This window comes from Bacillus sp. SRL543, assembly GCF_984799205.1.
In genome coordinates this window covers 3078105-3098898 of sequence record NZ_OZ481794.1, presented here as the reverse complement: position 1 = coordinate 3098898, position 20794 = coordinate 3078105, and the positions used below count along the sequence as shown (strand labels likewise).

General features: G+C 45.7%; 22 protein-coding genes and 2 pseudogenes. 17 read left to right on the top strand and 7 right to left on the bottom strand.

Translation table 11 applies throughout. From position 1 onward, the window contains the following. The 9 genes from AC4E8B_RS15870 to AC4E8B_RS15830 all read left to right on the top strand — a co-directional run bounded on the left by AC4E8B_RS15870 (position 1) and on the right by AC4E8B_RS15830 (position 8547). Positions 1-252 (top strand): YpmP family protein, encoded by a 252-nt coding sequence (locus tag AC4E8B_RS15870; protein WP_490219723.1) that lies wholly within the window; start codon positions 1-3, stop codon positions 250-252. A 148-nt stretch (positions 253-400) separates the two neighbouring features. Beyond that, complete coding sequence (locus AC4E8B_RS15865) at positions 401-1243, top strand: DegV family protein (RefSeq protein ID WP_490214320.1); 843 nt, start codon at positions 401-403, stop codon at positions 1241-1243. Between the two features lie 128 nt (positions 1244-1371). Continuing rightward, positions 1372-2358 (top strand): nucleoside hydrolase, encoded by a 987-nt coding sequence (locus AC4E8B_RS15860; RefSeq protein WP_490214319.1) that lies wholly within the window; start codon positions 1372-1374, stop codon positions 2356-2358. 163 nt (positions 2359-2521) lie between these two features. Next, on the top strand, positions 2522-4045 hold the full coding sequence (locus AC4E8B_RS15855; protein WP_490214318.1) for a spore germination protein: 1524 nt from the start codon (positions 2522-2524) through the stop codon (positions 4043-4045). A gap of 11 nt (positions 4046-4056) precedes the next feature. Continuing rightward, positions 4057-5181: a GerAB/ArcD/ProY family transporter gene (locus tag AC4E8B_RS15850; RefSeq protein WP_490214317.1), complete on the top strand. Its 1125-nt coding sequence runs from the start codon at positions 4057-4059 to the stop codon at positions 5179-5181. Further along, positions 5174-6316: a Ger(x)C family spore germination protein gene (locus tag AC4E8B_RS15845; RefSeq protein ID WP_490219721.1), complete on the top strand. Its 1143-nt coding sequence runs from the start codon at positions 5174-5176 to the stop codon at positions 6314-6316. The genes AC4E8B_RS15850 and AC4E8B_RS15845 overlap by 8 nt, the downstream gene beginning before the upstream one ends. A gap of 107 nt (positions 6317-6423) precedes the next feature. After that, positions 6424-7008, top strand: a complete 585-nt coding sequence (locus AC4E8B_RS15840) for an SCO family protein (protein WP_490214316.1) — start codon at positions 6424-6426, stop codon at positions 7006-7008. A 119-nt stretch (positions 7009-7127) separates the two neighbouring features. After that, positions 7128-7961: an SGNH/GDSL hydrolase family protein gene (locus AC4E8B_RS15835; RefSeq protein ID WP_490214315.1), complete on the top strand. Its 834-nt coding sequence runs from the start codon at positions 7128-7130 to the stop codon at positions 7959-7961. Position 7962: 1 nt separating this feature from the next. Further along, on the top strand, positions 7963-8547 hold the full coding sequence (locus AC4E8B_RS15830; protein WP_490214314.1) for a YpmS family protein: 585 nt from the start codon (positions 7963-7965) through the stop codon (positions 8545-8547). A gap of 151 nt (positions 8548-8698) precedes the next feature. Here the strand turns inward: AC4E8B_RS15830 and AC4E8B_RS15825 are convergent, their stop codons facing one another. Continuing rightward, on the bottom strand, positions 8699-9463 hold the full coding sequence (locus tag AC4E8B_RS15825) for a DUF4397 domain-containing protein (protein WP_490214313.1): 765 nt from the start codon (positions 9461-9463) through the stop codon (positions 8699-8701). 339 nt (positions 9464-9802) lie between these two features. Here AC4E8B_RS15825 and rsgA point away from each other — a divergent pair, with 339 nt between their 5' ends. From rsgA to AC4E8B_RS15805, 4 genes are all read left to right on the top strand, one after another. After that, positions 9803-10864 carry a ribosome small subunit-dependent GTPase A gene (gene rsgA, locus AC4E8B_RS15820; protein WP_490214312.1) on the top strand — a complete coding sequence of 354 codons (1062 nt, stop codon included), beginning with the start codon at positions 9803-9805 and terminating at the stop codon, positions 10862-10864. A 247-nt stretch (positions 10865-11111) separates the two neighbouring features. Next, positions 11112-11651, top strand: coding sequence for a peptide-methionine (S)-S-oxide reductase MsrA (gene msrA / locus AC4E8B_RS15815; RefSeq protein ID WP_490214311.1), 540 nt, complete (start codon positions 11112-11114; stop codon positions 11649-11651). Next, complete coding sequence (gene msrB, locus AC4E8B_RS15810; protein WP_490214310.1) at positions 11648-12091, top strand: peptide-methionine (R)-S-oxide reductase MsrB; 444 nt, start codon at positions 11648-11650, stop codon at positions 12089-12091. The genes msrA and msrB overlap by 4 nt, the downstream gene beginning before the upstream one ends. Before the next feature lie 14 nt (positions 12092-12105). Next, positions 12106-12600, top strand: a complete 495-nt coding sequence (locus AC4E8B_RS15805; protein WP_490214309.1) for a PTS sugar transporter subunit IIA — start codon at positions 12106-12108, stop codon at positions 12598-12600. Positions 12601-12631: 31 nt separating this feature from the next. Here the strand turns inward: AC4E8B_RS15805 and AC4E8B_RS15800 are convergent, their stop codons facing one another. Continuing rightward, complete coding sequence (locus tag AC4E8B_RS15800) at positions 12632-13222, bottom strand: DUF502 domain-containing protein (RefSeq protein ID WP_490214308.1); 591 nt, start codon at positions 13220-13222, stop codon at positions 12632-12634. Positions 13223-13288: 66 nt separating this feature from the next. Beyond that, positions 13289-14374, bottom strand: a complete 1086-nt coding sequence (locus AC4E8B_RS15795) for an SGNH/GDSL hydrolase family protein (RefSeq protein WP_490214307.1) — start codon at positions 14372-14374, stop codon at positions 13289-13291. Positions 14375-15016: 642 nt separating this feature from the next. Here AC4E8B_RS15795 and AC4E8B_RS15790 point away from each other — a divergent pair. After that, the gene (locus tag AC4E8B_RS15790; RefSeq protein ID WP_009795448.1) at positions 15017-15187 is read left to right on the top strand and encodes a YjcZ family sporulation protein; all 171 of its coding nucleotides are present in this window, start codon (positions 15017-15019) and stop codon (positions 15185-15187) included. Positions 15188-15232: 45 nt separating this feature from the next. Here the strand turns inward: AC4E8B_RS15790 and AC4E8B_RS15785 are convergent. From AC4E8B_RS15785 to AC4E8B_RS15770, 4 genes and pseudogenes are all read right to left on the bottom strand, one after another. After that, positions 15233-15862: pseudogene (locus AC4E8B_RS15785) on the bottom strand (methyl-accepting chemotaxis protein); the annotation flags it as partial. 345 nt (positions 15863-16207) lie between these two features. Beyond that, positions 16208-16798, bottom strand: a pseudogene (locus AC4E8B_RS15780) (CHASE3 domain-containing protein); the annotation flags it as partial. 313 nt (positions 16799-17111) lie between these two features. Further along, positions 17112-17504 (bottom strand): hypothetical protein, encoded by a 393-nt coding sequence (locus AC4E8B_RS15775; protein ID WP_490214306.1) that lies wholly within the window; start codon positions 17502-17504, stop codon positions 17112-17114. Positions 17505-17643: 139 nt separating this feature from the next. Continuing rightward, positions 17644-17910 carry a YuzF family protein gene (locus AC4E8B_RS15770; RefSeq protein WP_490214305.1) on the bottom strand — a complete coding sequence of 89 codons (267 nt, stop codon included), beginning with the start codon at positions 17908-17910 and terminating at the stop codon, positions 17644-17646. A gap of 165 nt (positions 17911-18075) precedes the next feature. Between AC4E8B_RS15770 and AC4E8B_RS15765 the strand changes: the two genes are divergently transcribed. The 3 genes from AC4E8B_RS15765 to AC4E8B_RS15755 are packed head-to-tail and all read left to right on the top strand — an operon-like array spanning position 18076 to position 20785. Continuing rightward, complete coding sequence (locus AC4E8B_RS15765; RefSeq protein ID WP_490214304.1) at positions 18076-19449, top strand: aspartate aminotransferase family protein; 1374 nt, start codon at positions 18076-18078, stop codon at positions 19447-19449. Continuing rightward, positions 19446-20138: a CoA transferase subunit A gene (locus AC4E8B_RS15760; RefSeq protein WP_490214303.1), complete on the top strand. Its 693-nt coding sequence runs from the start codon at positions 19446-19448 to the stop codon at positions 20136-20138. The genes AC4E8B_RS15765 and AC4E8B_RS15760 overlap by 4 nt, the downstream gene beginning before the upstream one ends. Further along, the gene (locus AC4E8B_RS15755) at positions 20123-20785 is read left to right on the top strand and encodes a 3-oxoacid CoA-transferase subunit B (RefSeq protein WP_490214302.1); all 663 of its coding nucleotides are present in this window, start codon (positions 20123-20125) and stop codon (positions 20783-20785) included. The genes AC4E8B_RS15760 and AC4E8B_RS15755 overlap by 16 nt, the downstream gene beginning before the upstream one ends. The last annotated feature ends 9 nt before the right edge of the window (positions 20786-20794 follow it).

Genomic DNA, 20794 nt, shown 5'->3' with positions numbered 1-20794 from the left:
TTGCTATTCAAAAGCCTAGAGTTCAAAAATGCTGTTGGACAGAAGGTTAAAGTCATTGAGATTCCAGTATTGGAGGAAGATAGCCCAAATTTCTTTATGATCCAAGTCCGTTTAAAGACATTCATCTCGGCCGTTCACAAAGACACCAGCAGGAGAAGTGTGTACTCATTCAGAGAATACTTGAAAAGAGTCCTGAAATGGAAGGATTATGAACACCTGTTTAATGTACCCGAATTAAAAAATAATGCTTGACTCCTTGCGCCGGTTTACCGGCGTTTTTATTTTGCCCGAATCCCTGTAATGAAGGAAATTCGCAAGCATTTAAACCGCTTTCTATTTTATTTGCTGTCCAAAACCATGTATAATAACATTCAAAAGTGGATTGTTGGGAAGTGATATTTTGGCAAAGGTAAAGATAGTGACAGATTCAACAGCAGACCTGCCGGCAGCCCTCGCAGCCGAGCTTGGAATCGAAGTGGTGCCGCTGTCGATCAGCATAGATGGCGAAACCTATCTGGACAGAATTGAAATTACGCCTTCTGAATTTATGGAAAAAATGAAAACTTCTGCAGAACTGCCAAAAAGCTCGCAGCCGCCTCCAGGAAAGTTCGTTGAGCTATACGACCGTTTTGGCGAAGAAGGCTATGAAGTATTGTCGATACATATGACAGGCGGGATGAGCGGGACTGTCCAGTCAGCAGAGAGTGCGGCAAAGATGTCCTCTGCGAAAGTAACAGTCATTGATTCCCGTTTCATATCGAAAGCACTTTCTTTTCAGGTAGTAGAAGCTGCAAAGATGGCCGGCGAGGGGCTGGGTGTGGAAGATATATTAGATAAACTTGCAAAAATAAGGGAGAAGACGCATTTGTATGTGGTCGTGGATACTCTCGAAAATCTCGTTAAGGGAGGGAGGATCGGCAAAGGAAAAGCTCTTATCGGATCTCTCCTGAATATCAAGCCGATCGCTTCACTTGAAGGCGGCGTCTACACGCCGGTAACGAAGGTTAGAAGCTATACCCAGGCTGCCAAATATCTCGTAAAGCAATTTGCAGGGGATGTTAAAGGCAGGACAATAAAAGGGGTAGGCATCTGCCATGCAGAAGGACTTGAGCTTGCGATGAAGGTCAAGGAGGGGCTGGTAGAACTGACAGGTTATGAAAATGTCGAAATAGAGGAAACGACCCCGATCATCAGCACTCATACAGGGCCGGGTGCTATTGGTTTTATGTATTATTATGAATGAAGGTAAGCCGGATATTTCCGGCTTTTTTCTTTTGGCCTGCATCCTTCCATATGCCTATTTTAATGAAATTTCAAAAAAATGCCATCAAAGACAGGTGTATGAAATATTCTAAATAGGGGGGAGATAATATGGCCAAAATGAAAAATGTCCTGCTTTTCAGCGACTTTGGAATAGATGATTTTGTGGCAGCCATCTATGCCTTGTTTTCGGAAGAAGTCAATATAGTCGGGATCGTTGCCGATTATGGCAATATCTCAAGGCTTGATGCCCTCAGGAATGCAGCTTATCTGCAAGAGGTCACAGGCGTTACCAACATCCCGGCATTCAGCGGGGCCGAGCTGCCGCTGACGGGCGAGACCCCTGTCTACTATCCTGATGTCCATGGGCTGGAGGGCCTTGGGCCGATTTCTCTGCCTGAATATGAAATAAAAGAAGAGTTTTTTGAGAATTTTGATGGCATCAAGGAAATAATCGCTAAATACGAGGGTGACATAATAATCGTAAATTTGGGGAGGCTTTCGTCCCTGGCTACAGCTTTTATTTTATATCCTTCTTACATGTCGAGCGTAAAGGACTTTTATATTATGGGCGGGGCCTTTAATGTTCCCGGGAATGTCAGCCCGGTGGCAGAAGCCAACTTTTTCGGAGATCCGTACGCGGCAAATATCATCATCAGGCAGGCGCCAAAGCAGATTCATATTTTCCCTCTTGATGTGACCATGTCAGCCATCGTGACCCCGGCACTCATAGACCAGCTTGATGAATATTACAGATCGATAGACAGCAAGCCTGGATTGCTTGTAAAGCCGATGGTTGATTATTATTATGAATTTTATAAAAAAAGAGATCCTGATATAAGCGGGAGCCCCCTTCACGATGTCTTTACACTTTGGGCTCTTACTGAAGGTGCGGCAATTAAGTATCAGGAACTGCCTGTAAACATTCAGGTGGATAAGGGGGAAGGGCAGGGGCAGAGCATCGGGGACTTCCGGAAATATGTGGAGAAGGCCGACTACCCTATACATAAAGTTGCCGTATCCTTCGATTATGCAAGATTTATCAGCAGTTTTTACAGTTCGATGAAGAATCACCACAGCACACCCCTCCCTGAATAGAAAGTCACATCCTTCTGCCGGACCCTGTAAAAGGGCCGGCTTCTCTTGCTTCCGCCGGGCTCCTGTACCCCAAAGGTGAAAAGCCAGGAGTTTCCTTCCTCTTTTTGATAAATTTCCTTTCTTCGGAAAAGCTATAGAAAAACATATAAAAAAGGTGTTCATCATGTTCAGAGGCAGACGAGGAAAAAACAATTTAAAGGAGCAGGTTAAAAACCGTTCCCATTCTTTAATAATTGAAGAGCTGCAGAAAGAAGTATGCCAGGAGCTCAATGACAGCCCTGATCTGCTATTCCGCGTCCTTAGGAATAATGGGCAGAAAATGGCAATCATCTATCTGAAGACACTGATTGATTCGCTGATCCTGGACGAAAGGGTGCTATTGCCGCTCCAGAAGGCAGAAGGCCCCTTTGAGGCAGAAGATATCCCTGATCTGCTCCCAATAGGGGAGGTGGCTTCTGCAAACCAGCTGAAAGAGATTGCTGCTGCACTCTTGAATGGAAATACGTATGTCTATATTGAAGGGCAGCCATTTGGGACTCTAGCAGGAACGGGTAAAACGGCTGAAAGGTCGATTGAGAAAGCTGAAACGGAATCCCTTGTTTACGGTCCAAAAATCTCCTTCACCGAATCGCTTGAATCCAACGTCAATATTGTCAGGAGAAACCTGAATGGGGCGAATCTCCGTATTGAGGATGTGGAAGTAGGAGGAAGGAGCAAGCTTAAAGCCAAGCTATTTTACATTAAAGATGTGGCAGACCCGGACAATGTCCAGACGTTCCGGCAGAGGATCAGTGAATTGAAGACAGATTATATCCCGGATACAACCATCCTTGCACAGTATATCGAGGACAACAGCTGGTCGGTGTTCCCCCAGGTCCTGACAACAGAACTGCCGGACAGGTTCTGCATTTCGCTCACCAAAGGGCAGGTAGGGGTTTTGCTTGACAGAAGCCCCAGTGCCATGTACGGACCTACGACTTTTTTCAGCTTTTTTGAGACAACCGAGGACCTGTATATGCGCTGGAACATGGGAACTTTTCTGCGCCTGCTCCGCTTTTTATCCATTTTCCTGTCTGTCCTTCTGACCCCGGCCTATGTTGCGGTGTTAACGTATCATTATGAAGTGATCCCTTCACCGCTACTCGTTTCTTTAGGCCAGTCGAGATCAAATGTACCCTTTCCGCCTGTTTTTGAGGCGCTTCTCCTTGAGTTCATCATTGAGTTATTAAGAGAAGCAGGCGCACGGCTTCCCACAAAAGTAGGGCAGACAATGGGTATAGTAGGCGGTATTGTTATTGGTCAGGCAGCTGTTGATGCCGGTTTCACCAGCAATATCCTGATTATCATCATAGCGCTGAGCGCTCTTGGTTCCTTTACAGTTCCCAGCTATTTAATGGGGACTGCCATCCGGATCATCAGATTCCCTATTATCATAATGGCTGGTTTGTGGGGCGGCATCGGCATCATGATATCTTTCTGCTTCCTGCTGATTCATCTGCTGAAGCTCTCAACGCTCGGCCGTCCGTATTTGGCACCCATTTATCCTTTAAGATGGAAAGACCTGCGCTACAGCATGGTGCGCTTCCCGCTCCAATATTTATCGCAGCGTCCAGAGATGAATATGCCTAAAGATTCAACAAAATTCCCCGCGAAAAAGTCAGCGAAAACGAAAGATGTTGATGAATAGGAGGTGCCGGTGTGAAGCCGCAAGTGAACATTAATCCAAAAGATAATATCCTATTTGATGCATTTTTTATGTTTTTCCTTATCCATACCATCCAGACAGGGGTGGGGATTGCCGGCCTTCCGAGGATTGTGTATCTTTCTGCCGGACATGATGGCTGGATTTCCATCTTGCTGGCTGGACTGCTTGTTTCAGCTGTCATTTTTATGTCGTTCCAGATGTTGAAGCAATATGACAGTGCGGATCTATTTGGCATACATTACGATGTATTCGGCATCTTTGCAGGCAGGCTGATCAATTTACTGTATTCCTGCTATTTGATTTCCGGCATTTATGTGATTGTCATGAATTATGTGGAAATAGTCCAGGCTTGGGTATTTCCGGATCTGAGCACCTGGTTTCTTGCATTAATTCTGCTGCTGCTGGCTGTTTATGCAGTAATGGGAGGCGTCAGGGTTGCTGTAGGCTTTGCTTTCATGTCTTTTCTTCTGACGTTTTGGATTGTCTTAATCATCATCATACCAGCCCGGGATTTTGACTATACCCATTTAATGCCGATATGGGATACAAACTACAAAAATATCCTGAAGGGAGTGTATAAAACCTCTCTATCCATCGCGGGGTTTGAGATGCTCCTTTTTCTGTATCCGTATATCAAAGATAAGAAAAAAGCCCATTTATACACCCAGCTGGGCGGTTTATATACAATCATTCTATTTGTCCTCGTTACAGTCGTATCTATTGGTTTTTTCGGAGAAAAAGGGCTTGAAAGGACTATTTGGCCGGTTCTATCCATGTTTAAGATAGTCCGTCTCCCGAACCTTGAGCGGTTTGAATTTATCGCTGTATCTTTTTGGATGCTGATCATTCTCCCCAATATCTGCTTGTATCTCTGGGCTGCATCGAAAGGCCTTAAAAGAACATTTCCGGCTTGGAAGCATAAAACATTCATATTAATAATTGCGCTCCTGGTTTGGGGCTTCAGTTTCCTTATTAAAGCAAGATACCAGATAAATATTGTCACTGACTATATCGGGATGGCAGGCTTTTATATAGGGATCTGCTATCCGGCAGTTCTTTCGGTGATAGTCCTGGCAAAAAAGAAACTGATTAAAGGGAGGAAAACCAGTGATGCGTAGCTTATTGATAGCGTCCCTCCTCCTCCTCCTCCCCCTCTCAGGCTGTGTGAAGACTAAACAGCTGGAAAGACTGGGGCTTATCACAGCAGTCGGCTATGATGAGAAAGAGGAGGGAATTGAGGGGACCGCAGTACTCCATACCTTCGAGTCCAAGGAGGATAGTGTGACACAAATTGTTTCGGCTGCTGGAGAAACTAGCAAGGGAATCCGCCAGAAGCAGAATGCCAAAACATCGCATAACCTTGTGTCCGGACAGCTGAGGGTAGCGGTATATAGCGAAGAAACAGCAAAAAAAGGCTTGATCGAGCTGGTGGATACTTTGAACCGCGATGCAACGATTGGAAACCTGGTTTATCTGACGGTCAGCAAAGGGAAAGCAAAAGACCTTCTGAAAAAGGCAGGAGAAAAAGAAAAGACCAATCTTGGCACCTATCTTTATAATCTGATGAAACAAAACATTAAAGATGAATTGATCATCTCGCCTACACTCCACGAATTCAATCACAGCTATTTTGATCCCGGGAAAGATCCCGTCCTTCCAATTTTAAAGCTGGAGGAAGACAGAGTGATCATTTCCGGGATGGCAGCATTTAAGGATGACATCATGGCAGGGGAAATAGAGCTGGAAAAATTATTCTATCTTAAAACACTAGAAGATAATTATGAGTCCGGAAACCTTGAGCTTGAAATTCCAAAAGAGAATGTAAAGGAGTTCCTCATCCCGATCAGCAGCGAAACTGAAGAACAAAAAGAAGAACCGGTATTTATCACAATAGATGATATTCGATCTTCTAAGAAAATCAGGCTGGAAAACAAGGAAGAAATCAAGTTTTCCATTGATATAAGATTAGAGTCCCGGATACTTGAGGTTTCAAGGGATATGGATTTAGGCAATCCCGAGGTTATAAAAGCGCTTGAAAAGGAGACAGCCCGGAAAATCAGGCAGGAAACAGAATCCATGCTGAAGCGGCTTCAGGAAATGGAGTCCGACCCCATCGGTTTCGGGAACGTATACAGCGCCAATATGGAACGCGGAAAGCAAATGACCCGGGATCAATGGCGAAACATATATAAAGAAGCTAAATTTGATATTCATGTAGAAAATATCATTGTCAGGACAGGGGTTATTGATTGAGCGGGATTTGTGAAGCAAGTTCACGGATTTGTCATATCTTTTTCTTTCTTCTTTCTAATTCGTCTGCTAGAATTATTGTCATCTGATAAAGAGCAGGTGATCATATAATGAAGCAAAAGCAGGTGTGGACAATCAGCCTCAGCCTGATGCTGGCAATCGTTCTTTCAGCCTGCGGCCAAAAAGGGATAGAGAACCCTTATAATTGGACGGTGCAGGACTTTACATATACCAACCAGGCTGGAGAACAGACGGGAATGAAGGATCTGAAGGGAAAGGTATGGATCGCAGACTTCATTTTTACAAGCTGTGAAGATGTATGCCTGCCCATGACCTTTAATATGTCGAAGCTTCAGGACAAAGCAAAGGAAGAGGGCATTGAGGACCTTCAGTTTGTTTCCTTCAGCGTCGATCCTGCCGTCGATACGCCGGAAACGCTGAAAGCATATGGAGACAACTTTGAAGCAGACTATGCCAATTGGAGCTTCCTAACAGGCTACGGACAGCAGGAAATCGAGGATTTCGCGAAGGAGAGCTTTAAGACCCTGGTTGTAAAGCCAAAATCAGATGACCAGGTGATCCATGGCACTGAATTCTATCTGATCAGCCAGGAAGGTAAAGTCCTTAAGTCCTATACAGGGCTGAAGGATATACCTTATGATGAGATTATCAAGGATATTAAATCGATTCAGTAATTGCAGAGGCGGCCGGTGCTGCCTCTTTTCCATTCCTGCTGAGGCCAGGCAGTGCTGTTTGGTTTCGATTGAGAGCAAACGTGTTATAATAACTATACTAGCATAAGGCAGGTGATTAGATGAGAAAGACATTCACCTTACTTGTTTTGGCCACTGTCTTCCTGGCTTCCTGCAGCAGGGCAGGGGATTCAACCCCAAAGAATATGGGAATGAAGAATATCAGCATTATAGAAAAAAAAATGGTGCCCAATGACTTTATTCCGCGTGATATTCAAGTGGTCTCAGTTGGAGATTCGCTGACAGAGGGTGTTGGCGACAGCACGGGACGGGGCGGCTATCTGCCATATCTCCAAGACCAGCTGGAACAGGATAAAGGCGTCGCACGGACGGAATTCCATAATTTTGGAGTGAAAGGGAACCGGACAGACCAATTGCTTAAAAAGCTTAAATCAGCGGAAGTCCGATCTGCCATTTCGGAAGCAGACCTGGTCATTATCACGATCGGCGGAAATGATGTCATGAAAGTTGTTAGGCAGAATTTCTCGAATTTGGATGTCAGCGATTTTACGGGCCAGAAAGCCCAGTATGAAGAAAATTTAGAAGAAATCATAGATACGGTGCGGAGTGAAAATTCCGGCACGCAGATTGCACTGATCGGACTTTACAATCCATTTTATAAATGGTTCTCGGATATAACGGAAATATCCGATATCATGGACAACTGGAATGAAGCGAGCAGGGAAATTCTTTCCCGCTATGATTATACTTATTTTGTCGACATTAAAGATATTTTTGAAAATAAGGCAGACGATTTGCTGTATACCGATTACTTCCATCCGAACGATAAAGGCTATGAGCTTATTGCTGACAGAGTCTACAGGCAGATTGGCCGGGAGGCACTCGAAGTGATTGCCGAGCAGCAGAAATACACAGCCAGGAAAGAGGAGAATTGACTTGAACAAAAAAAATAAATGGAAGGTCCTGTTTTTCCTCTTGTTGGGAATTGTGATTGCCTTCATAGCCTTTTTTTTCATTATGATAAATCTCCCGGCGAAAGATGAAGCAATTGACACAGCAGAGGTGGATGAAGACGGATATGTTCCATTTCATCTTCAGACCAATAAAAGCGATCTTAACAGAATCATAGCCCATTATATTGCCAAAGAAGGCCTGGACGGGCCCATTGACTATGAAGTGATTCTTGATGATGAGGTGGAGCTTTACGGAAATCTCCCGGTGTTCAGCCAAAACCTCGAAATGAAACTCACTTTTGAGCCCGAAGCATTGGAAAACGGCGACGTTGTCCTTACCCAGAAGTCCATTGCTGTCGGCCAGCTGAATCTTCCGGTATCATATGTACTGAAATTTGTCCGCGACAGATACCAGCTCCCTGAAGGGGTTGTCATCCAGCCTGATAAAGAGCAGATATATGTCTCCCTTCAGGATATGAAACTGAAGAGCGATCTTAAAGTCAAGGTTGATGAGTTTGACTTAAAAAAGGATGATATCCGCTTTACCTTATATGTTCCGACTGAATAAAAAAACTGGCTGAATTCAGCCAGTTTTTTCGTCTTAAAAAGAGATTAATAGTTACAGCAGTAATCATGCGGGCAAGTGCCGGAAGGAGACTGATAGGTTTATGACTGGGCGGTGCCTGCTTGGTCACGCTTGATGAAGTAGGGAGTTCAGGTTATCCTTCGATGATAATTGCTTCAAGCGGCGGTTCCCCGGCAGCTGTGCCTACAGCAAGGATGGTATACACTTTATTCGGCTGCAGCTTGACTCCAGGGAGGGAAAGAACTGTGTTGCTTGAACCGGCAACCCTGACCTCGAGATCAACGGTCATCGGTGAGAGTCCCAGATATTGAGTCGCCTGCCTGAAAGATATGTTCGGAAAGATGACATCCCCTTTTTTGACGGCGATATCGACGGCCGGTGCGTCCGGTGAAAGGTGAATGAATCTGGCTTTTGTCTCGCCTGACGGCACAGAAGGCTGATCCTCGAAGGCAAGCAGCTTCAGCTTGCTTGCCGGTCCTGCTGCAGCAAGAGTATATGATTTCCCGCCTTCCACTGTGACCTTTTTGCTGAGGACGGTCGACACCATGCTGCCGGCAGGATAAATGTCTATCTGATACTTCCCGGCAGGAAGGGATAGATAGCCGCTGACGTCTTTGTAAGGGAAATCCTTTAAAATTCTGTTTCCGTTCACGTAAATATCGACATTCGGTGCATCTGGGGAAGCGTGCACCACCCTGACCATTGCCGGCTGCCTCATGGCTTCATACTGCTGGACAGCCTCCATCCGCATGCTCTGGACAGCCCTTCTAATATATTTTAGATGCTGATAATAATAGGCAACATGCAAAGCTGGATCGCTGTACTTATAATACTTGGCCAGCAGCGCGTATTTATTGGCTTTGGCAAAATCATCATGCTGATCTCTGTTAAAAGACATACCTTCCGCTCCTATCCTCAAATATTCTCAAAGTATGATATGCCCCGCACAATAGGTGTGTGCCTAACGGACTTTTCAAAAAAATGTTTACAATCTGAGAAAAAAAGAATATAATGGAAACAAATACAAGCGAAAGCGGGTGAAGTGCTATGGAAAAATTATTAATTGCAGTAAATGAGATTGTATTTTCAAAGAGCACGGCCCGGAGAGTAGCTGTATAAACTTGAGAATAGTTCTATTCCTTTTTTATGCTGACTAAAACCATGGGCTGTGTGCCTATGGTTTTTTATTATGCTTATAAACAAAAATAAAACGGTCAGCATGGAGGAAATATTGAACATGAACTTAAAACAAATCGGCTATCATACACATTTTGAAACAGAGTTTAACAATCTAGGAACGGAAGGGCTCATCCCGGGACGGGTTGCCCTTGAACATAAAAGGATGTACCGTGTCTGGACAGAAGAAGGAGAGCTGCTCTGCGAGGTATCAGGCAAATATTCCTTTGCAGCAGGCAGAAGGGAAGATTACCCGGCAGTCGGGGATTGGGTGGCTGTTAAGCCGAGGGGCGGAGAACAAAAAGGAACCATTCAGGCCCTCCTGCCGCGGACGGGCAAGTTTTCCCGTAAAACGGCTGGAAATACAACTGAAGAACAGATTGTGGCCGCCAATGTATCGACCATTTTTCTTGTCAATTCACTGAATGACGACCTGAACCTTCGGAGGATAGAACGTTATTTGCTTCTGGCGTGGGAGTCAGGTGCAAATCCGGTCATCGTCCTGACAAAAGAAGATCTGTGCGAAGATGCAGATGAGAAAAAGTCGCTCGTTGAATCAATCAGCATGGGAGTGCCGGTGATTCCGGTCAGTGTTATGTCTGAATCGGGGATTGCAGAGCTCCGGCCATACATCGGCCACGGGTCAACAGTTGCCCTCCTTGGCTCTTCTGGTGTAGGCAAATCCACGCTCACAAACTATCTCATGGGAAGAGAAGTGCAAAAGGTACAGGAGATACGCGAGTATGATGATAAAGGAAAACATACGACAACACACAGAGAATTGTTCATCCTTCCGGACGGCGGTGTGCTTATCGATACACCGGGCATGAGGGAGCTTCAGCTCTGGAATAGTGAAAACGGGCTGTCCGAAAGCTTTTCTGATATTGAAGCCTTAGGGGATTCCTGCAGGTTCAGAGACTGCTCCCATGAAGATGAGCCAGGATGTGCTGTCCGCAGCAGCATAAAAGATGGAACAATGGAAGAAAGCAGGCTTGCGAGCTATAAAAAGCTTCAGCGTGAGCTGGCGTATCTTGACAGGCGGATGGACAAAAAAGCACAGTCTGATGAAAAGAAAAAATGGAAAAGCATCCATAAACAAGTAAAACAAAAAAATAGGCACTAACGATGAAAAATTTCTATCGGGTTATGGTGAAAACGCCGATGCCTGGAGAGCCTCCTGACTTTAGGGGGCTTTTTTAATTTCACCGTCTTCTCTGTTAAATAGGAAAAACAGCTGCCGGCTCTTTGATCAGTGCAAAGCGCTTGCACTCACCAGGTGATTTCGGATAATCTAGGGGAGATAGCTTTAAAACCCAGTTTTAAAGGGAATAAGAGTAAGGTGAATGAAAGCTGAAAAGAGGTGTCTTCAAGTGAATGAGAAGAAATTCGAAAAAGCCGTTTTTGCTGGAGGGTGTTTCTGGTGCATGGTCAAGCCATTTGATCAGGAGCCGGGGATTGAAAAAGTAGTTTCCGGATATACAGGAGGAACGGTGGATAATCCTACCTACAGGGAAGTCTGCTCCGAAACGACAGGACACTATGAGGCTGTTGAAATAACATATGATCCGGAAGTTTACCCTTACAGCAGGCTGCTTGAGGTCTACTGGCAGCAAATTGATCCTACCGACCCGGGCGGCCAGTTTTTTGACAGAGGCCAGTCATACCAGACAGTGATCTTCTATTATAATGATGAACAGAAGGAGCTTGCAGAGGAATCAAAGAAGCAGCTTCAGGAGAGCGGGCGTTTTGATAAGCCAATCGCGACAAAAATTCTGCCTGGCAAGGAATTCTACCCTGCTGAGGACTATCATCAGGACTATTATAAGAAGAACCCGGACCGATATGAATCGTATCGCGTCGGCTCGGGGAGAGATGCGTTCATCCGCAATAACTGGAGGGACAAAAAATGAAGAATAAAGAAAACCTTGAAAAGAATTTGACTCCGATTCAATACGAAGTGACGCAGAACAATGGCACAGAACCGCCGTTTCGAAATGATTACTGGAACGAATTTAATGACGGTATCTATGTGGACATCGTTTCCGGCAAGCCGCTGTTCAGCTCAAGAGATAAATATGATGCAGGATGCGGCTGGCCGAGCTTCACCAAACCGATTCAGGACGAAGAAATCATTGAAAAAGCGGATATGAGCCATTTCATGGTCCGGACGGAAGTACGGAGCAAGGAAGCTGATTCCCATCTTGGCCATGTGTTTGATGACGGTCCCGGGCCTAATGGGCTCCGCTATTGCATCAATTCCGCTGCAATGCGGTTCGTCCCGAAGGAAAAGCTCGCAGAAGAAGGATATAAAGAGTATGAAAAGCTTTTTGTCGAGGACGAGAAAAAATAATTGGCGGTGTTTGAATGTTCAAGAAATTATTTGGCAAAAGAGAAGAAATAACGGAAGTTGTACTGAAGGCGCCATTGACAGGGAAGGCGGTTGATTTGGCCGAAGTGCCGGATCCTGTATTCTCAGAAAAAATGATGGGAGACGGGCTGGCAATTGAACCTTCTGAAGGCATAGTCGTTTCACCTGTGGATGGGGAGGTTGTACAAGTGTTCCCGACAAAGCATGCGATTGGTTTAAGAGCTGAAAATGGGGCGGAAATTCTAATCCATATTGGCCTTGAAACGGTATCAATGAAAGGGGAAGGCTTTGAAACCCACATTTCCGAAGGCGCTAAAGTGAAAACAGGGGACAAGCTCGTAAGCTTTGACATTGATCTGGTCAAAGAAAAGGCGAAAAGTACGGTCACTCCTGTAATCATTACCAATGGAGATGCTCTTTCTTCAATTGAAAAGAAGCCTTTAGGAGCTGTAACGCGCGGGGAGACTCCTGTTATCACTGTGATTAAATAATGAAAAAAAGCCGTTGGAAGACGGCTTTTTTCTATTCAGAAGCATTTCCCTTATGGGTGGCCATGCCTCCGGATAAGATGAATTTCATCGCATCCTCCGGCTTTACATCAATGATCTCTATCTTGTCCTTTGGAATCAGGAATGTGAAGCCTGCCACCTGAAAAGTCTGCGGGATATAAACCGCGACGCTGTCTTTTAAAGGCTCATAGAAATATTCCAGGTTTTCTGCTGTTATGAAACCGATGCTTTTCATTTCTGTACCGGGTATAGTGACGATGGCAACCTTCGAAAAGGCCCGCTTTTCGCCAAGAAAGGAATTGATTGTATCTTTAATGACAGAGTAGATGGTCTTAACCAGAGGAATCCGATCCAGTATCCTGTCAATGAACCGGATCACGCTGCCGGTGATGAATCTGTTTGACAGCCACCCTAATATCGTAATGGCTGCAGCTGTAGCCAGCAGTCCCACACCAGGGATATAATCTTCCTTCAAATATGGCTTCAGGGTGCTGCCCAGAAGATTATCCAGGAACATGAATACTTTGTATATGACGAATATCACCAGAATGATTGGTACGATTGTCAGAATACCATTAATAAAGTTTTTCAAAAGGCTTTTCATCTTGATTTCTCCTTTATAATTGATTCCTCCGCAAAAAAAAGCTGCCGCAGGGCAGCCTAGTGCTCTTTATTGCTTTTCAGGCACGATAATCGAGGATATGCTGACAGACGAGTAGGTCAATAGACTTTGGAGGCTCTGTTCACCTTTTACAACAAATCTAATGGTATGCGGTCCGTCGGTCAGCCCGCTTGCTGCATATAGCGCCCTTTTTCTCTCAAATGGCCACCAGGTGGAAAGGGTAGTGTAATACTGGCCGTCTATAAAGACATCCAGCATGCCGCCTTCCTCACTCCTCAATACATTGACACCAACAAAGGTGCCTCTAAATTCATATTCCAGGAAGCTGCCCTTTGCCGAGCTTTTCAGAAATCCGTTTTGATACCGGAAATTCCCTTCCATCTTTCGGGCATAGCTTTTTCTGTCCATGAAAAGGTCAGCAGCATCGTGGATGGGTGATTCCAGTGAAGCAATAGAAGGATTGGCTTCTGTAAGTGAGCTGATGACAGTAAAAAGCTCTTCAGCATAAAATTTATAGCCTATTCCATTTGGATGGACCAGATCTTTGGTCAATTGTTCATCTGCAAGGCCTGACTTTTCAAATACGTTTCTCATATTTACGTTTTTTGCGTGATAATGGTTCGATATCCTTTCGATTTCATTCGTAAAGAGTTCATGGTCCAGCGGGCTTTCCGTAATGGTAATAATTTCGCTCCCCGGGTAATTCAATTTCGCTTTCCTTAAGAGCATTTCATAAAAATAAGAAAAATCCTGCTCTGTCATGTATTTGCGGTCATTTTCCCCGAATACAATAAAGATTAGGTCGATTCTTCCCTGATTTTCTGTATGCTGCAGTTTATAAATTCCTTCAAAAGCAGTTGCGCCGCTTTGAACGATTGAAACTCTTTTATAATCATTATGAAACTTTCCCTTCAGCAGCTCCTCAAGCTGGGCAAACCAGGTAAGCTCCTTCTTCTCGGCTCCTGAGCCCCTTCCGATGCTGTCCCCGATGATCATATAGCGGATATCTTCATTCCGCGCCAGTTTTTCATATACTGTCGCTTCCATTTCATCCGCCCTGGAGAAGATTTGCAGGCTCCACAAGGAGGCGGCAGCCAAAATCAATGAGATAACAGCCATTAATCTTCTATTCATTGGTGTCTCATGTTCCCCCTGATGGTTAATTTTCACTTATTAATTCGAAACAGTTCCGGGCGCCAGGTGCTCGAGTCATAAGCCACACAAGAATTAAAGGCAAAGAACGTCTTTTATTCTTGTGCGTCTTATGCTTGAGGCCCACAGGATGTGGGTCATGAAGGCGTTGCCACAGGACGTGGCGTTTTTAGCCTGCGTTCCTTTTGGAACAGTCGCCTCCGCTTATCTTTTTGTCCAGCTCCGGGCGCTAGCCCCTCGAGTCATAAGCCACACCGGAATTGAAGGCAAAAAACGCCTTCTATTCCGGTGCGTCTTATGCTTGTCGGGTCTGATCGAGCGCCCTCCGCTTTTCTTTTTGTCCAGCTCCGGCTCCTAGGTGCTCGAGTCATAAGCCGCTTTGGAACCGAAGGCAAAGAACGCCTTCAATTCCAAAGCGTCTTATGCTTGTCGCACCTAAACAGTCGCCTCCGCTTTTCTTTTTATAATAACTCAATGGGTGTTTTCTTAAAAGAGGTTTTTAAGCGGGTCTGGGGATGTACAGTTAGTTTTATGAATAATATGGGCGAATGCACATACGGGTCAAGTACCTAATACATATGGTGTATGGAAAGAGAAACAGAGAAAAACGAGGAGTGATTCGAAATGAATTATGGGTACTCAGGCTACGGGTGCGATCCATGCTATAGCGGAGGATATGGATATCCAGCATATCCGGTTGCAGGCGCGCAAGGCGGCTATGCAGGGTTTGCGTTAATAGTTGTTCTGTTCATTCTGTTGATTATCATCGGCGCAAGCTGCTACGGAAAATGGTAAAAAGGAAAGGATTGCCTCTGCGGCAATCCTTTTCTTTTCGCATATTCAGATTTTGAATTTTGAGACCAAAGCCCTCAACTGCTCTGCCTGCCTTGACAGCTGTTCTGAAGATCCGGCTATCTGGGCCATCGCTGCGGATCCTTCTTCAGCTGCAGCTGCAGAGGAGTCAGTGCTTGCTGCGGTTTCCCTGGCAATGGATGAAACCGACTCGAATGCGGCAGTCACTTCTTCGGCAAGGCTGCGGGATGCCTTTATTTCATAAAGCATCTTTTCAATATGTCCGGCTGTTTCCTCAGCCTTGCCCCTGATGTTCTTAAGAGAGGTATTCGTTGATTCTGAAATGGCGACACCCTGTTTCACTTCCTCAGCACCCTGCTGATTCCCGGCAATAATTTTTCCGATTTCCTCCTGGATCGAGCCGACAATATTTGTAACTTGCTTGCCGGCCTGCTGGGACTGATCTGCCAGCTTCCTGACTTCATCAGCTACTACCGCAAATCCTTTGCCCGATTCTCCGGCGCGGGCAGCTTCAATGGCTGCATTGAGTGACAGAAGGCCAGTTTGATCGGCGATGTCTGAAATTGTGCTGATGATGGAATTGATATCAGCCGATTTCCTCCCAAGTGCTTCAATCAGTTCTGTATTGTAGTGCATCCTTTTTTCAATCAATCTGATTTTCTCAGAAGCGAGCTGGACATTCTGCTGCCCCTCATCTGCTGCCAGCTGCATTGATTGAGAAGCTGAGCTTACGGAATCGGCACTTTCCTGTAGTGATGCTGATGCCTGGTTGAGTTTTCCCATTGCGATAAGAGAGTCCGACATTTTACTGTTGGTTTCTTCTGAACCGCTGGCAATCTGGCCTGCACTGGCAGCAATCTGGGAAATTGTCTTGGATGTTTCCTCGCTGGAAGCATACAGCTCCTGGCTGCTGGAAGAAACATTGTCAGCAAGGGAGGATACTTCCCTTACCAGTCCCGCAATTCCTTCTATCAGCATGTTGGCATCAGACGCCAGCTTTGCCAGCTCATCTTTGGACTTTACCTCGATCCTTTTCGTCAGGTCTCCGCCTGCCTGGGCAATCTCAATCATAGAGCGGCTGATTGCGCTTGAACTCCGTTTGATATTCCTTGATAATGTGAAGCCAAACAGTGCCGACAGCAGAAGTGCTGCAATGGCAAGGATAATGGTGCCGGTCTGCGCAGCTGATACCTGGCTGTTCAGATTGGCGATCCTTTCTTCGGAAGCCTTCAGCTCCTCTTCTTCAAAGAACTGGATCTGGCTCTTCAGCTTATCCATTGTTTCTTTCCCTTTTGCTGATTCAACAAGCTGAGAAGCCTCTTCTTTTGAAAAGTCCCTGCGTGTTTCAATCACAGTATCAATCCATACGAGCCATTCTTTATATGTATTTTCAATTTCAGCGATCTTTTCCATTCTTGCTTTGCTGCCGGCACTCAATTCCTTGAGCGTCTTTAGATTGTTATCAACCATGTTTTTGCCATTCCCATAAGAAGCCAGAAACGACTCTGATCCTGTGATGACAAAACCCCGTTCCCCAGTTTCTATATCTGAGTACGCTTTGGACATGAGCTGAAGCTGTTTGTGGAATTCCATGTCGTGCCCAATGATGTAATTCGTTTCGTTTTTCAGATTGTGGATGCTCAAAATGGAACCTGCTGACAGTGCAGCAATGACGATCAGCAATATTCCAAAGGAAAGATTGACCTTCCCTCTGATCGTTTTAAAATAAGAAAATACTTTTTTCATGGTGAACGCTCCCCTCTAGGTAAAAAGACCTTTTCAGGCTGATAGATCAAAAGACTGCCAATATAGAAAATTATAGCAGGTTTTAGTGGGAGACTCTGCAAAAAATAGCGAAATTTGAAAAAATATAAAGTCAGAGAATTTCTGCTGCAATGTTTTACTCTTATTTCATCGTGAGCTGAAGTTTTTCTTGTTTGTCATCCAGCTGGATCAGCACCGTAAAACTTTCTTCAATATCAGCAGGTAATTTGACATGTTCAAAAACATGCTCTACAGTCGCTTCTTCTTTGCTTGAAAAATCGGTCTGATAAGCTGCTTTGGATTGGCCGGGAAGTGAAACTGAAAAGGCAAGCTCTTTTTCTTCCTGGATTTTTTTTCCGTCATACATCAATTTAAGAGTGATTGTGGCCTCGCTGATTGTTTCATCTGCCTTTATTTCCATCTCACCCTCCCAGTTCTCGCTTTTTCCCTCATATATGTAGTAGGAAGGTGTTGAGCATCCCGTAATCAAGAACAGAAATAAACTGGCTGCGATCAGGACTTTGTCTAAGCCCATTCACATTCCTCCTTTAAAATCTGAACACTGTTATCTTTTTCTATTCTTACCCCCGATGGGGAATTTAAATGACATGTCCAAGCTGAAATTAAAATAAATTAAAGAAGCCATGCAGTTAACAGGGCTTCTGGCTTTCTGCTCAATCAGGCATGATCGTCACAATCTGTGCAATTCTTATAAAAAAGATTTCATCTCCCGACTTAACAGCGATATGATCCGGCTTTACATCCATCAGCCTTCCCCGCAATGTATCTTTCACCGTTTCGACAACAAGATTTCGGCCCATTACGCTTTGGAGCGTCTGATAAACATAGGGATCAAAATGAAAAACGGGGGCAGGCGCCTGCATTGGCTGGGTGCCCATCATATTTACATCTGCTGGCATCTGATTTCTATAATACTGCATATCTGCATCTCCTCCTGTTCAGTAAACAATATGCACCGGCCGGGCTTCCGGTGCAGGGGGATGATGCCCCGGAAACAATGATCCGGGAATTTATTCAGAAAGATTCCCGGTGGACATTCATATAATGAAGCGAGCGGGGCAGTAGACGCGACACCAGTCACTGAAATGGAGGAAGCGACATTGAATCAGCCGTCGTTTTTGATAAAGCCAATGCTGGATGCCGATTATCCAATGATTGAGCGGGGCAAGGGAGTATATTTATATGACAAAGAAGGAAAGAAATATCTGGATGCCTGTTCAGGAGCAGTGACGGCGAATATCGGCCACGGCAACGAAGAAGTGATCCAGGCAATGATGGAACAGGCTAAAAAGGTTTCATTTGTATACAGATCCCAATTCACCAGCGATGCAGCAGAAAACCTTGCCAGCAAAATAGCAGAAGCTTTGCCGGGTGATCTGAATTGGTCATTTTTTGTGAACAGCGGCTCAGAGGCCACAGAAACCGCGATGAAAATAGCCATCCAGTACTGGCAGGAAAAAGGAATTCGTACAAAGACCAAGATTTTATCCAGATGGGTAAGCTATCACGGCATCACATTAGGGGCACTTTCAATGTCAGGCCATCCGGGGAGAAGAGCCAGATTCATCCCTCTCCTGGAGGATTTCCCTGCCGTTCATCCGCCATACTGCTACCGCTGTCCATATGGGCTGGAGGCGCCTCAATGCGGCCATCTGTGCGCAGCAGAACTCGAAACGGCGATTAAACGCATCGGATCAGAACAGATTGCAGCGTTCATTGCAGAGCCGGTCATCGGGGCGGCGGGAGGAGCCATTTCTCCTCCGGAAGGCTATTACAAAGTGATCAAAAAGATCTGCGAGAAGCACAATATTTTATTCATTGCAGATGAAGTGATGACTGGATTTGGCCGGACAGGTACAATGCTTGCCTGCGAAAACTGGGGCATCCAGCCGGACATCGCCGCGTTTGGCAAAGGCATGGGAGCCGGATATGCCCCGATAGCAGCTGCCGTAGTCTCCGATAAAATAATGGAGCCTATTATGGCAGGGTCAAAGTCCATCATGAGCGGGCATACATTGAGCGCCAATCCGCAATCTTGCGCTGTTTCACTGGCGGTGCTGGAATATCTGGAAAAAGAGCAAATCATCTCTGAGGTGGTCAGGAAGGGTGAGTACCTGCGTGACCATCTCCGGCGGCTGGAGAAGAAGTACAGCTTCATTGGCGACATCAGGGGGAAGGGACTGCTTCTTGGAATCGAGCTTGTTAAGGACAAAGCGTCAAAAGAGCCATTCGGCCGGTGCCGGATGGCTGCACAAAAGCTGGTCAGCGCCGCCCAGTGGAAGGGCCTGCTCCTATATCCCGCCGGTTCAGGGATAGACGGCATTCATGGGGATGCCATCATCATTGCACCCCCTTTGAATATCAGCATGGAGGAACTGGACCAATTGGCGGTGCTCCTTGACCAGTCTTTGTCTGAATTTCAGAAAATGATAGAACAGCCGGAAGGGGGGCACACATGAGCGGCTCATTTAACAAGGTTGTGACCGCAGCGCAGGCAATGGATCTCTTCCATGATGGCATATCCATAATCGCCGGAGGATTCGGGGGAATCGGTACGCCGCCGACCCTCATAGAGGAATTGATCCAAAAAGGGACAAAAAATATCACCCTTATCTGCAATGATGCCGGATTTCCCCATATAGGCGCGGGGAGGCTTGTTACATTGGGGCGGGTCAAAAAATTGATTGCATCTCATATAGGCTCCAACCCGGAGGCAGGCCGCTTGATGAATGAAAGCAAGCTCGAAGTGGAGTTCTCTCCCCAGGGAACGCTTGCTGAAAGGATCAGGGCTGGCGGTGTTGGCATTGCCGGGATATTGACAGATATCGGCATATCAAATGAGATGGTTTCGGCAGGAAAGGCAACTCATACTATCAGCGGAAAAGAATATCTGATTGAAACAGCGATCACAGCTGACATTTCAATTGTGTATGCAAAAAAGGCGGATCCGTTCGGCAATCTTATTTATGATAAAAGTGCACGAAATACAAACCCTCTGGCAGCAATGGCCGGGAATAAAACGATTGCTGAGGTGGAGGAGATCGTCCCTATGGGCGCTATTGATCCGGATGAGGTCATGACGCCTGGGGTATTTGTGGATTATGTGGTTCCTTCAAAGGGAGTGAACTGGAAATGGGCATGGGAATAGAGAACAGAAAGAGAATTGCCAAGAGGGCAGCGGAAGAAATCAGAGACGGGATGATCGTCAATTTAGGAATCGGCATTCCTTCTCTTGTGCCAGATTTCCTGCCGGAATCTATAAGTGTTATGTTTCATGCCGAAAACGGCATAACAGGGATGGGGCCAAGTCCTGTTAAGGGCAAGGAAGACCCCCATCTCTGCAATGCAGGCGGATTTCCGGTTACCAGCGTCAGAGGGTCCTCATATTGCGACAGCACCACGGCTTTTGGGATGATCAGGCGCGGGAGGGTTGATTTGACAATTCTCGGCTCACTGCAGGTCAGCGGGAAGGGGGACCTGGCCAACTGGATCGTTCCCGGCCGGAAAGTACCGGGGATGGGAGGGGCGATGGAGCTTGCACAGAAAGCGAAGAGAGTTATCGTGGTAATGAATCAGACAGATAAAAACGGCAGCCCGAAAATTCTTGAGGACTGCACACTCCCTCTGACATCCCCTGCCTGTGCTTCCCTTGTCATTACAGAGATGGCGGTGTTTGAAATCACCAAAACAGGGATGGTCCTGAAGGAGCTTTTTTCTCCCTATTCTGTGGAGGAAGTAAAGAGCAAGACAGGCTGCAGTCTGCAGCTGGCGGAGAACATAAGAATAATAGATTAGCAGGCATCT